Below are 12,628 nucleotides of genomic sequence, written 5' to 3' on the forward strand. Positions count from 1 at the left end.
GTCAACAACTGGATCCTCGACGGGAACGTCCCCCATGCACACCTCCTCCCACCCCACGATTGCCGGCCGTTATGAGCTGCACCGCCTGATCGGGCGGGGCGGCATGGGCGAGGTCTGGCAAGCCATGGACCTCACCCTGCAGCGCTGGGTGGCGGTGAAGGTGGTGCGGACATCGGCCGACCCCACCATGATCGAGCGCTTCCGTCGCGAGTCGCTCTCCACCGCGGCCGCCAGCCACCCCGGCACCGTGCAGATCCACGACGCCGGCACCGAGCGCACCGAGAGCGGGCCGATGGCCTTCCTCGTGATGGAGCTCCTCACCGGCCCCGACCTCGGTGAACGTCTGCGCAGTCACGGCCCGCTGAGCGCCAGGGAGGCCGGCGAGGTCGTCGTCCAGGCCGCGCGTACGCTCGCAGCGGTGCACGGCCAGGGCATCGTCCACCGCGACATCAAGCCGTCCAACCTCGTCTACGACGGTGACCGCCGGATCCGCATCGTCGACTTCGGGATCGCTCAGCTCGCCCACCTCGGCGACCAGCGACTCACCTCCACCCACGACGTCATGGGCAGCCTCGGCTATCTCTCGCCCGAGCGTGGCTCGGGCGGCGAGGTCGGTCCGCCGAGCGACATCTACTCCCTCGGCTGCGTCTTCTACGAGATGCTCACCGGCCGTGCGCCCTACTCCGGCGGCGCGCCGGCGGCGATGGTCTACCAGCACGCCGCCGCGCCGATCCCGCGGGTCAGCAGCGTTGTCCAGGTGCCGGGCATCATCGACGACCTGGTCGCGATGATGATGGCCAAGGAAGCCGGCCAGCGGCCCAACGCCTACGACGTCGTCGGAGTGCTCACCGGGTCGGGTCCGCTGCCGGTCTTCGAGGCCAACGTGCCCGGGCCGCGCACTCCGCAGTCCTCTGGCTCCTTCCCGGCAGGGTCGTTCGCCTCGTCGGGCTCGTTCCCTGCGGCCGGGTCGACCGGCTCCGGCTCCTACGGTCTGTCGGGTTCGTTCGCCACCTCCGGTTCCTACGCCGCGCACCCCTCGACGGGGGCGCGGCCGGTCAAGCGCCCGGGCGGTGCGCGCCGGGTGATGAGCATGGCGATGGTCCCGGCGGTGATCGGGCTGGCGCTCGGCGCCTGGGCGACCGTCGACGGTTATCAGCACAGCAAGGAGACAGGTCGTGCGGCCGCTCTGACCGAGGCGCTCCCGGAGACCATCGAGCTCGCCGTCGACGTGATCTTCGAGCGCGACTCGCTGCAGCCGGTGGCGCAGGCGCCGGTCAACGTACGCTCCACGTATCTGCACACCACCGACATCGCGATCGAGGAGTGGCAGACCGACGCCGACAAGATCGACGTCGACGACGACGCCGAGCTGCGCGCGCTGCACCACGACATCACCGACGTGCTCAACGACTTCGAGCTCTACCGGGTGGAGATGCAGGAGGGCGACCAGGCCAGCCAGGACGCTGCGCGCGAGGTCTACACCGAGCTCGCCAACAACCTGCTGACGCTGGCCGGGCAGGTGCCGGAGCTGAAGGACCAAGACGCCTACGAGCAGGTGCGCAACCTCGCCGACCTGAAGGAGGCCTCGGAGGCGTTCAGCGTCGAGCGGGAGCTCATGGTCGTCGCCCTCTCCGACGGTGACATCGGTGCGAAGGACGTCGAGGAGCTCAACAAGTCGGAGGCGGCCTGGGTGAAGGCGTCCCAGGGGTTCTACTCCGGTGCCTCGCCGGAGCTGCAGGGCGAGCTCGACAAGATCTCCGACGGCACCTTCGCCAAGGGCTCGGGAGAGGTCATGGTGCAGCGCACCATCCACGAGGTCGTCGAGAAGGGCGGCATCGACCACGTCATCAAGGAGCTGCGCTCCGCGTCGAAGGGCGAGCCGATCGTACGCACCTGGTCCGACGGTGCCGTGGAGTTCATCCAGTCGCTGCGCGAGGTCATCCTCGCCTCCGCCGAAGGCCTCTCCGACGACGTCTCGGCCGAGCACGAGAGCACCAAGACCGGGCTGATCCTGCGAGGCGTGCTGACAGGCGTGGCGCTCGTGGTCACGATCGGCCTCGGGCTGGCCCTTTATCGGACCCGCCGCTCGCCTCGCTAGAGTGCCGCGGGTGACTTTCGAACCTTCCGCCGAGATCCTCGCCTCCGATCACCTGCTGGCCGCCTGGCTGGCAGAGGCCGCCGGTCAGCGGCTGCTCGAGGTGCGTGCGACCTCCGGGCTCGAGGGCAAGGAGCTGAAGGACGCCGGAGACCTGGCGGCTCACGAGCTGCTGATGGAGCTGGTGGCCGAGCACCGTCCCGACGATGCCGTCCTCTCCGAGGAGGGCAAGGACTCCAAGGAGCGGCTCGGCAAGGACCGGGTCTGGATCATCGACCCGCTCGACGGCACCCGTGAGTTCTCCGAGCCGCCGCGCGACGACTGGGCGGTGCACGTGGCCCTGTGGGCCTCCTCCAACGGGGGCGAGCTGATCGCCGGCGCGGTCGCCCAGCCGGCCCTGGCCGGTGCGTCCGTGCAGAGCACGTTCCACACCGGCGCGGCCCCCGTGGTGCCGCCTTCGACCTCCGAGCGCCCGCGGATCGCCGTCTCCCGCAGCCGGCCGCCGGCGTTCGTCGAGGCGCTGGCCGAGGAGATCGGCGCCGACCTGGTGCCGATGGGCTCGGCCGGGGTGAAGATGATGTCGGTCGTGCGCGACATCTCCGATGCGTACGTCCACGCGGGCGGCCAGTACGAGTGGGACTCTGCCGCTCCCGTCGCCGTCGCCGCCGCCGCGGGCCTGTTCACCTCCCGCATCGACGGCTCCCCGTTGCGCTACAACCAGGACGACGTCTACCTGCCCGACGTCATCGTCTGCCGCCCCGAGCTCTCCGAGCAGATCCTCTCGTTCATCGAGCGGCACGGGGTCGAGTAACACCCCGCCGAGAGGCGGTCGACACGCGCCCATCTCGGGTTGGGCACTGCGTGCCGACCGCGGCCGCGCCCGGGTGCGAGACCAGCGGGCGGGCCCACTTCGACGATAACCCGGGATTCAGCCGTACAACAGGAAAATGTCGGCTAAAGATGCAGGTCAGCGTCGGGAAAGACGCCTGGCAGCTCGGACGCTTTCGCAGTGAACTCCGGGTCGCGCTTCTCCAGGAACGCGGCGACACCCTCCTTGCCGTCGCCGATCGAGGAGTAGAACATGGCCAGCGAGTCGGCCTGGTGGGCCTCGAGTGGGTGGCGGGCCGAGGCGTTGCGGGTGATCAGCTGGCGTACGAGCGCGGTGCCGACCGCAGACCTGTTGCGGGTGAACCTCCGCGCCAGCTCGAACGCAGCGGGCAGCAGCTCGTCGGGCAGGTGGATGCTGCGTACGAGACCGCCTTCGAGCGCCTGGTCGGGGTTGAGGACCTCAGCGGTGTAGAGCCACTCCAGGGCGCGGGGGATGCCCACGACGCGTGGCAGGAAGTAGGACGAGCACGCTTCGGGGACGATGCCGAGCTTGCCGAAGACGAAGCCGATCCGTGCCTTGGACGAGGCGAGCCGGGCGTCCATCGCGCACAGCATGGTGGCCCCGATCCCGACGGCGGGGCCGTTGACGGCGGCGATGACCGGCTTCGGCAGCGCGTGGATGGCGAGGGTGACCTTGCCGCCGGTGTCGCGCACGCCGTCGGCGTACTCCGGGTGCTTGTCGGGGTCGGCCAGGTGCTCGCCGAGCGTCTGCGGAGTCGGCTTCAGCGACTCGTCGAGCCCGAACACGTTGCCCTCCGCGGTGAGGTCCATCCCCGCGCAGAAGGCGCGTCCGGCACCGGTCACCACGACCGCCCGCACCTCGTCGGCCATCGCGTCGGTGGTGAAGACCTGCTCCAGCTCACGCGCCATCGTCACGGTGAACGAGTTGAGAGCGTCGGGGCGGTTGAGGGTCAGCAGGGCGATGCCGTCGGGGTCCACGTCGAAGGTCAGCGTCTCGTAAGCCATGGGCCACAGTCTGTATTGCTTGTGTTCGACTTCGGAAGACCGGGTCTGCCTACCGACCGCGCGCCGCCCGGATACTGTCGAAAGTCGGTACGCGCCGAGTGGGGCGGCAACTAACGTGGCGAGCGTGAGTCTGCTGCGACGGCCCGGGGCTTGGGCCGAGCCATTTCGCGCGACGGGGACCCTCGCGGTCCTCATGGTCGTGGCGGTCGCCGCCGAGCATCTCTACCTGGCCGGCACCGACTACCCGCGGTGGGCCGGCTGGTCGGCGGTGGCGGGCGTGGTCGGCGTCGCGGTGTCCATGGGCCTCCTGCGGAGACACCCGGCGGTCGCCGCGGCGCTCGTGTGCGCCCTGGTCGGTGGCACGCTGGTGGCCAACGACGGCTGGATCCTGGTCAGCTACGTCGTCTTCGCTGCCCTGGTCAGCTTCCTCGTCGGCAGGTCGGCCGACCGGGTGTGGCCCGTCGTGGCCGTCGCGGGATCCGCCGTGGTCGCGCTGACGGTGCTCGACCCCGTCGTCAACGGCGGCGGCCTGCGGATCGCGATGGTCGGCAACATGGTCGTCTTCATGGCGCTGCCCTGGCTCAGCGGCCGCTACCTGCGCCAGGTCGCCCGCAGCCACGAGACCGAGATCGAGCAGGTCCAGCTCACCGAGCGGGCCCGGCTGGCGCAGGAGATGCACGACTCCCTGGGCCACGAGCTCAGCCTGATCGCGCTCCGGGCCGGTGCGCTCGAGATGGCGCCGGGTCTCTCCGAGACCCACCAGCGCTCGGCCGGCGCCATCCGCGCTGCCGCCGCCGGGGCCACCGAGCGGCTCGGCGAGATCGTCGGTGTGCTGCGTCCCGCGAGCGAGGCCGCGCCGCTGGCCCCGTCCTCCGTCGGGATCGGTGGCCTGGTCGAGCGTGCGCGCGAGTCGGGTATGGACGTACGCCTGGAGGGCTCGCTCGACGAGCATCCGGCCAACCCGCCGGTGCGCGACGCGGCCGCGCACCGCATCGTCCAGGAGGCGCTCACCAACGCCGCCCGACACGCCCCGGGGTCGTCGGTGACGGTCTCGGTCGAGCAGCAGCCCGGCGGCGTACGCCTCGCGGTGACCAACGGGCGCGCGACCCTTCCGGCTCGGGTCGGAGCCACGACCCGGCTGGGCCTGGTCGGGCTGGAGGAGGCGGCCCGGGCCGCCGGCGGCTCGTTGCGCCACGGCCCGCGTCCGGGTGGCGGCTTCGAGGTCGTCGCCGACCTGCCCGCTGCCGGCGTCGCCGACGACGTGTCGCGCCACGAGGCGACGCTGTGAGCGAGCCCCGGCGAGCGACCGGGACGATCCGCGTGCTGCTGGCCGACGACGAGGCGATGGTGCGGGCCGGCGTACGCGCGATCCTGGAGACCGACGAGGCGATCGAGGTGGTCGCCGAGGCCGCCGACGGGCGCGAGGCGGTCGAGGCCGCACAGCGCCACCGGCCCGACGTGGCGCTGCTCGACGTCCGGATGCCGCGGATGGACGGACTGGCGGCGGCGGCCGAGATCGCCCGCACCGCGCCGGCGACCGCGCGGGTCATGCTGACCACCTTTTCCGAGGACGCCTACATCGCCCGCGCGCTCGGCGACGGTGCCAGCGGGTTCCTGCTGAAGGCCGGAGACCCGCGCGAGCTGCTCGCCGGCGTGCACGCGGTCGCCGACGGCGCCGCCTTCCTCTCCCCACGGGTCGCCCAGCGGGTCATCGCCGAGCTCGGCGCCGGGGCGGGTGACCGGATGTCGCGGGCCGCCGACGCGCGGGCCAAGGTCGCCGAGCTCACCGACCGCGAGCGCGACGTGATGGCGCTGGTCGGGGCAGGCCTCTCCAACGCGGAGATCGGTCGCCGGCTCCATCTCGTGGAAGGCACCGTGAAGGCCTATCTGAGCAGCGCCTTCGGCCGGCTCGGCGTACGCAACCGGGTGCAGGCAGCAGTCCTCGCCCACGAGGCCGGGCTCGTGGGCGAGGACGGTTAGAGGCTCTGGGTATCCCGGGCGAGCCGTCAGGCGTCCCGTCTGCGGAACACCACGAAGCCCGCCAGCAGAGTGACCGCCGCCCAGGTGGCCAGGAGCCCGAGGCCGCCGTTGCGCCCGTAGGGCAGCTCGTCGGAGAGCCCGAAGAGGGTGGCGATCCCGATGCCGAGGTATTCGGTGCCCGCGGTGCCCGGCAGGTAGAACGAGACGTCGGTCATCAGGTCCATCCCGCTCATGATCAGCACCATCGGCAGCAGGAACAGCGCCAGGAAGGCCACCACGAGCGCCCCGGCGGTGCTGCGCAGCCCCACCGCGAGCCCGACGGCCAGCGCGACGACCACGCCCAGGTAGACACTGACCCGGCCGGCCACCTCGGCCACCGCGGAGACGTCGAAGACGCCGTAGTCACCGGCGGTCAGGTAGCCGAGGCCGGCGCCGAGGAAGGCGAGCAATGCCCCGGAGGCCAGGGCGACCACCTCGACGACGACGAGCTTCGCGGCCAGCACCTGCCCGCGCCGGGGCTCGCACTGCAGCGTCGTGCGCATGCTGCCGGAGGCATACTCCGAGGTCACCGTCAGCAGGGCCAGGGCGATCAGGGCGAACTGGGTGAACAGCAGCCCCGCGGTGGCGACGTCCTCGACGTGGAGCAGCTGGTCGGCATGGGACAGCTCCGGGTTGGGCTCGGCCGCATCGAAGCCGAGCGGCACCGCGTAGATCGCCATCAGCGCGGTCGCGCCGACCAGGCACCACCAGGTCGAGCGCACCGACCAGAGCTTGGTCCACTCCGAGGAGACCGTCGCGAAGAAGCTCGGCATCAGGCGACCTCCGTCCCGTGCTGGTCGCCTCGGGGTCCGCTTCGGCCCGAATACTCCACGCTCCCGGCGGTCAGCCGGAAGTACGCCTCCTCGAGCGACCCGTGACCGGCGACGAACGAGGCCATCGAGGAGTCCGCGAGCAGTCGGCCCCGGCCCATCACGACCAGGTGGTCGGCGGTCTGCTGCATCTCGCTCATCAGGTGGCTGGAAACGAGCACCGTTCGCCCCTCCGCGGCGAGCGACCTCAGCAGCTGGCGGATCCACAGCACCCCGTCGGGGTCGAGACCGTTGACCGGCTCGTCGAAGAGCATGACGCGCGGGTCGCCCAGCAGCACGCCCGCGATCCCGAGCCGCTGGCTCATCCCGAGCGACAGGTTGCCGGCCCGTCGCCGGGCGACCCCGGCCAGGCCGACCCGCTCGAGCACCTCGTCGACCCGGGCCACCGGGATCGAGTTGCTCCGCGCCATCGCCACCAGATGCGTACGCAGCCGGCGACCGGGGTGCGCCGCCTTGGCGTCCAGCAGTGCGCCTACCTCGCGCAGCGGACGCCGCAGCGAGACGTAGGGGCGGCCGTCGATGGTGGCGGTGCCCGACGTCGGCCGGTCCAGGCCGAGGATCATCCGCATCGTCGTGGACTTGCCGGCGCCGTTGGGGCCGAGGAACCCGGTGACGCGCCCGGGCTCTATCTGCAGGGTGAGATCGTCGACCGCGGTGGTCGCCCCGTATCTCTTGGTCAGGTGGTCCAGAGTGATCATGCGTCGAACCTAGGGACGCGCGCGGTCGCGCACAGTGGCCGAAAAGCAGCCGTCCCTACCGACGAAAGTCGGTAGGGACGGCTGTGGTGTGAGGCGAGGATCAGCCGGTGACGCTCTTCGGCAGACCGGTCGGGGTGCAGATGTCGCCCGGCATCTGGTCGACGCTGTCTTCCTTGATGTGACCGAACATCGTCAGCGCACGTTCGCGGTCCCACTCGGTGCTCATGCCGACGATCGGCACACCGCAGGTCTTCGCGGAGCCACCGGCGAGCGCCTTGAACGCCCACGCGAACTTCGCGCCACCGATGACGCTCATGCCCTTGCCGACCTTGAGGCCCTCGGCGCCCTTGCCCATCTCGGCGAGCTTGAACGGGTTGAGGACGGTGGTCGGGTCGGTCATCTTCTTCCCGATGCCGGAGATGACCTCGGTCTGGTTGACGCCTCGCGCCAGGTCTCCGGTGCTCTCCACGTGGCGCGAGCGCGCGTAGGCCAGCGCGGTCGCGCCGTCGGCGTCCTGGCAGCCCTTCTTGACGTCGAGGCCGGCCAGGTCGTCCTTCATGTTCTGCTTCGGGCAGATCTCGACGCCGCCGACGCCGTCGACCAGCCGGGCGAGGCCGCCCATGCCGATCTCGACGTAGCCGTCGATGCGTACGCCGGTGTTCTGCTCGATCGTCTGGGTCAGCAGCTCGGGGCCGCCGTAGGCGAAGGCTGAGTTGATCTTGGTCTTGCCGTGGCCGGGGATGTCGACGGGAGAGTCACGCGGGATGGTGACCACGATCGTCTTGCCGGCACCGGTGTGCATCAGCTTGATCGTGTCGGTGCGGCTGCCGGCGGCGTCGCCGGTGTGCAGCTTGTTCTTCTCCGCCTTGGTCAGGCCTTCGCGGGAGTCGCTGGCCACGATGAGGTAGGTGGTGCCGGGCTGGTCGGCGGGCCGCTCGCCGGCGGTCGGCTCGTAGGGCACCTTGTCGACCTTGTTCCACGCGCTGATGCCGATCCATGCGATCGCGCCGACCAGGATCAGCACCGGGATCATCAAGATGGCGACGAACCGGCGGAACGGGTGCCGCTTCTTCGGCCGGGGGCCACGCCCACCGCGGCCCCCGCGGCCGCCGTAGCCATCGCCCGGGCCGCCGTAGCCCCCGTTGCCGCCGCCGTACTCGCTCGGCTGGCTCCAACCGCCCTGCTGCCCATAGCCCTGTTGCGGATAACCCTGTTGCCCGTAGCCCTGGTTGTAGCCCTGGTCGTAGCCGGGCGTGGGCGCGATCTGCCCAGGCTGCGGCAGCGGGCGGTCATAACCGCCACGCGGCGGTGCAGGGGGAGGCGCACCTCGATCGGGGCGCTGGGCCGTCGGCATGACGTTGGTCTGCTCTGGCCCGTTGGGCGGAGCAGACTGACCACGGCCATACGCCCACCCGTACTGCTGTGCCCGGGGGTCGTCAGGGTTGCCTGGTCGGCGGGGATTAGGCATGCGCTCAAAGGTACCGTGCCGCGCCGGTAGAGTTAGACGGCGCGTCGCACCACCGTGTTACCTGTGTGACTGGTGATACTGACGGGGCAACCCCTTTCGCCTGGTCGGCCCCTCGCCCGGTTAAAACTGTCCGGTAAGAGACCTGCCTGGTAAAGAAGAACTTCCCCGAGGGACCTGTGATGGCTGACCAGAACTACCGGCCCCAACGTACGGCCGCAGAACGCGCCTCTCGCGTGCGGTTCCGCCGTGCGATGGCGCTGCTGCTGATCACACTGCTCCTGCCCGGCTCGGCCCAGCTCGTCGCCGGCAACCGCAGGGTCGGCCGGATCGCGATCTGGACCGTCCTCGGCCTCGGCGTCACCGCCGGGCTGGTCTTCCTCATCTCCCTGCTCTGGCACGGCCTGGTCTTCCGGCTCGGCACGACCCCGTGGCTGCTCGGTCTCTTCCGGCTCGCGCTGATCGCCGGCGCCATCGCCTGGGCCGCGCTCTTCGTCGACGCCTGGCGCCTGGGCCGGCCGCTCGAGCTCGACCTCAAGCAGCGCCGCATCGTGGTCGCGATCAACGGCGCGCTGGCGTTCTCGGTGGCCGCGACCATGATCTTCGGCGCCCACCTGGTCGGCGTGCACAAGGGCATGGTCGAGGCGATCTTCTCCGGCGCCGAGGCCGCCGAGGCCCACAACGGCCGCTTCAACGTGCTGCTCGCGGGTGCCGACGGCGACAGCGGCAAGACCCGCTGGGGGCTGCGGCCCGACTCGCTCACGGTCGCCTCCATCGACGCCGTCACCGGACGCACCGTGCTGATCGGCCTGCCTCGCAACATGCAGAACTTCACCTTCGACGACGGTTCGCCGATGGACAAGAAGTTCCCGCGTGGGTTCGACTGCGACGGCTGCTACCTCAACGGCGTGAGCACCTGGGCGGAGGACCACAAGGACCTCTACAAGGACGAGGACAAGCCCGGCATGGCCGCCACCATCGACGCGGTCGAGGGCATCACCGACCTGCAGATCAGCTACTACGCGATGGTCGACCTCGACGGCTTCCAGAAGATCGTCGACGCCATCGGCGGGGTCACCATGAACGTACGCCAGCCGATCCCGGTCGGCATCCCGTCCGACAAGTTCTATACCCATATCCAGCCCGGCACGAAGAAGCTCGACGGCTGGGAGACGCTCTGGTACGCCCGAGCCCGCCACGACTCCGACGACTACTCCCGGATGGCCCGTCAGAAGTGCGTCATGAACGCGATCCTGGAGCAGACCAGTCCCGCCGACGTCGTACGCCACTACCAGGACGTCGCGAAGGCGACCGGCTCCACGATCACCACCACCGTGCCGCCGAGCGAGATCGAGCGCTTCTCCGCGCTGGCGCTGAAGGCCAAGTCGCAGAAGATCTCGACGCTCTCGCTGGTGCCGCCGCTGGTGGACAGTGCCGACCCCGACATGTCCGAGGTGCACGGCCTGGTGCACGACGCGGTGAAGAAGGCCACACCGAAGAAGGAAGAGGTCTTCGAGGAGCCGGGTGGCGGCGACGACGGCGAGACCAAGGCACCCGCGAAGAACGACGGTGTCAAGGCGCAGGCCACCGGCGGCTCGAAGGCCGACGGCTCCGACGACGACAGCCCCGTCACCGGCGGAGCGAAGGGATCGCGCAACAAGGGCTACCAGGCCAACGAGACCGACGACCTCGCCTCGGCGTGCTGAACAGCACGTTAACGAGGCGTCACATGGGCCCGCTGATTCCCGGGAACCCCCGAGGTCGCGGCTAGTCTGGAACCGTGCCAGGGAGCAAACGTGTCGCCGCCGTCGTGGTGACCTTCAACCGTCTCGAGCTGCTGCAGCCTCTGCTGGAGCGGCTCGACGTGGTCGCCGACCTCGATGAGGTCATCGTCATCGACAACGCCTCCACCGACGGCACCTCCCAGTGGCTCGCCGATCTCGACGGCGCGGCGCGGAGCGTTCCGGTGCTCGCGCACACCCTCGAACGCAACAGCGGCGGCGCCGGCGGTTTCCACGACGGCCTCGAGCTGGCGATCGAGCGTGGCGCCGACCTGGTCTGGCTGATGGACGACGACGGCATGCCCGACCCCGAGTGCCTGGCTCTGCTGCTCAAGCAGACCGATCTCGACTTCTGGGGCCCGCTGGTGGTCGACGAGGGCGACCCCGGTCGTCTCGTGTTCCCGATCCGGCTCCCGGGCCGCTCCAAGGTCGTGCACCAGCTGCACGATGTCGAGCAGGCCGCCACCGACGGTCTGATCAAGGACATCGTGATCCCGTTCAACGGCGTGCTGGTCACCCGTGACCTCGTCGAGCGGATCGGCTACCCGCGTGCGGAGTTCTTCATCTGGGGCGACGACCACGAGTACCGGCTCCGGGCCGAGCGTGCCGGGGCGCGGATCGCGACCGTCGTCGGCGCCCAGGTGCGCCACCCGGCCGTGGGTGATCTCGGCACCCCGATGGCGTGGGGGAGAGCGACGTACAACCACACGCCCAGCGACCTGAAGCACTACTGCATGGCGCGCAACAACCTGCTCAACCTGCGCGACTACCGAGGGTGGCCCTTCGCTTTGGCTTTCGTGGCGAAGACCCTATGGTTCTACCTGCTCACCAAGCCCCAGCCGAGCCGGATCTGGCTGTCGATGCAGGCATGGCGAGCAGCCATCCGGGGGGACTTCAGTGGACACGAGAGGTTCCTTCGTTGAGCACCACCCGTGAGACGGTCGCGATCGTCGTCGTCACCTACAACCGCGCCGACATGCTGCGCGGGCTGCTCGACGGGCTCACCAAGCTCGACCAGCCCGCCGACGCCGTCATCGTGGTCAACAACGCGTCGACCGACCACACCAGCCAGGTGCTCGCCGAGGCGATCACGCCCAACCTCCAGGTCATCGACAGCCCGGAGAACCTCGGCGGAGCCGGCGGCTTCCACCTCGGCTCCAAGGCCGCGGTCGAGCAGGGCTGGGACCGCCTCTACCTGATCGACGACGACGTCGTCCCCGCCCACGACTGCCTCGAGGTGCTGCTCGCGCAGGACGAGGACTGCCTCTTCTCCGTACGCGAGGACCGCAACGGCAACCTGATCGAGCTGGCGGCCCTGAAGTTCGACCTGCGCAACCCGCTGGCGATCAAGCCCAAGACCGCCTCGGTCATGGACACCTACCCGACCCGGGAGGCCATGCCCGAGCGGGTGCCGGTGGAGAACGTCGCCTTCGAGGGCTTCATGATCCGCCGCACCGTCCTGGAGGAGATCGGGCTCCCCGACCCCTCCTACTTCATCTTCTACGACGACGTGGACCTGGCCATCCGGGCCCGCCGCGCCGGGCGCACGATCTGGGCCCAGCGCGACGCGGTGCTCGTGCGGCAGCTCGACTTCAGCCAGCAGCACGACCTGGCCGGCTGGAAGGGCTTCTACATGTATCGCAACCTGTTCGTCGTTCACCTCCGCTACGGCGAGAACGTCCTCGTACGTCTCAAGCCCTGGCTCATCACCGCGGCTGTGGTCCTCCTCAGCCCGCTGCGTGGCGGCAAGCACGAAGCCGTCAACGTGATCAAGGCGCTGTTCGCGGCGCGGGGCATGCGCACCCCGTCGAGATCCAGCACCGTCCCGTCTGCCTGACCCATTCCCTACCAACAGTCCCTACCAACAGAGACCTAGACTGAGCGAT

11 protein-coding genes are annotated in these 12,628 nt (G+C 70.1%); 7 read left to right on the forward strand and 4 right to left on the reverse strand.

The genetic code is table 11. The annotated features are described in order from the left end of the window. The first annotated feature begins 34 nt into the window (after positions 1-34). Both FB381_RS05680 and FB381_RS05685 read left to right on the forward strand, forming a co-directional pair. On the forward strand, positions 35-2,098 hold the full coding sequence (locus tag FB381_RS05680; protein WP_141779390.1) for a serine/threonine-protein kinase: 2,064 nt from the start codon (positions 35-37) through the stop codon (positions 2,096-2,098). 10 nt (positions 2,099-2,108) lie between these two features. Continuing rightward, positions 2,109-2,906 carry a 3'(2'),5'-bisphosphate nucleotidase CysQ gene (locus FB381_RS05685; protein ID WP_211352329.1) on the forward strand — a complete coding sequence of 266 codons (798 nt, stop codon included), beginning with the start codon at positions 2,109-2,111 and terminating at the stop codon, positions 2,904-2,906. A 143-nt stretch (positions 2,907-3,049) separates the two neighbouring features. On the opposite strand, the gene FB381_RS05690 is transcribed toward FB381_RS05685, so the two are convergent. Continuing rightward, positions 3,050-3,949, reverse strand: a complete 900-nt coding sequence (locus FB381_RS05690) for a crotonase/enoyl-CoA hydratase family protein (RefSeq protein WP_141779392.1) — start codon at positions 3,947-3,949, stop codon at positions 3,050-3,052. 124 nt (positions 3,950-4,073) lie between these two features. On the opposite strand from FB381_RS05690, the gene FB381_RS05695 reads away from it, so the two are divergent. Next, positions 4,074-5,237 carry a sensor histidine kinase gene (locus FB381_RS05695; protein ID WP_170225063.1) on the forward strand — a complete coding sequence of 388 codons (1,164 nt, stop codon included), beginning with the start codon at positions 4,074-4,076 and terminating at the stop codon, positions 5,235-5,237. After that, positions 5,234-5,929 (forward strand): response regulator, encoded by a 696-nt coding sequence (locus FB381_RS05700; protein WP_281285035.1) that lies wholly within the window; start codon positions 5,234-5,236, stop codon positions 5,927-5,929. The genes FB381_RS05695 and FB381_RS05700 overlap by 4 nt, the downstream gene beginning before the upstream one ends. 26 nt (positions 5,930-5,955) lie before the next feature. On the opposite strand, the gene FB381_RS05705 is transcribed toward FB381_RS05700, so the two are convergent. From FB381_RS05705 to FB381_RS05715, 3 genes are all read right to left on the reverse strand, one after another. Beyond that, positions 5,956-6,741: an ABC transporter permease subunit gene (locus FB381_RS05705; RefSeq protein WP_141779394.1), complete on the reverse strand. Its 786-nt coding sequence runs from the start codon at positions 6,739-6,741 to the stop codon at positions 5,956-5,958. Then, positions 6,741-7,496 carry an ABC transporter ATP-binding protein gene (locus FB381_RS05710; protein WP_141779395.1) on the reverse strand — a complete coding sequence of 252 codons (756 nt, stop codon included), beginning with the start codon at positions 7,494-7,496 and terminating at the stop codon, positions 6,741-6,743. The genes FB381_RS05705 and FB381_RS05710 overlap by 1 nt, the downstream gene beginning before the upstream one ends. 100 nt (positions 7,497-7,596) lie before the next feature. Continuing rightward, complete coding sequence (locus FB381_RS05715) at positions 7,597-8,850, reverse strand: LCP family protein (RefSeq protein WP_170225064.1); 1,254 nt, start codon at positions 8,848-8,850, stop codon at positions 7,597-7,599. Positions 8,851-9,143: 293 nt separating this feature from the next. Here FB381_RS05715 and FB381_RS05720 point away from each other — a divergent pair, with 293 nt between their 5' ends. The 3 genes from FB381_RS05720 to FB381_RS05730 all read left to right on the forward strand — a co-directional run bounded on the left by FB381_RS05720 (position 9,144) and on the right by FB381_RS05730 (position 12,579). Beyond that, the gene (locus FB381_RS05720; protein ID WP_141779397.1) at positions 9,144-10,667 is read left to right on the forward strand and encodes an LCP family protein; all 1,524 of its coding nucleotides are present in this window, start codon (positions 9,144-9,146) and stop codon (positions 10,665-10,667) included. 74 nt (positions 10,668-10,741) lie between these two features. Beyond that, the gene (locus FB381_RS05725; RefSeq protein WP_141779398.1) at positions 10,742-11,665 is read left to right on the forward strand and encodes a glycosyltransferase family 2 protein; all 924 of its coding nucleotides are present in this window, start codon (positions 10,742-10,744) and stop codon (positions 11,663-11,665) included. Further along, a complete protein-coding gene (locus FB381_RS05730) occupies positions 11,662-12,579 on the forward strand; it encodes a glycosyltransferase (RefSeq protein ID WP_141779399.1) in 918 nt (305 codons plus the stop codon). Before FB381_RS05725 ends, FB381_RS05730 begins: the two co-directional genes overlap by 4 nt. Positions 12,580-12,628 lie beyond the last annotated feature (49 nt).

The organism is Nocardioides albertanoniae (assembly GCF_006716315.1).
Taxonomy (GTDB): Bacteria; Actinomycetota; Actinomycetes; order Propionibacteriales; family Nocardioidaceae; genus Nocardioides; species Nocardioides albertanoniae.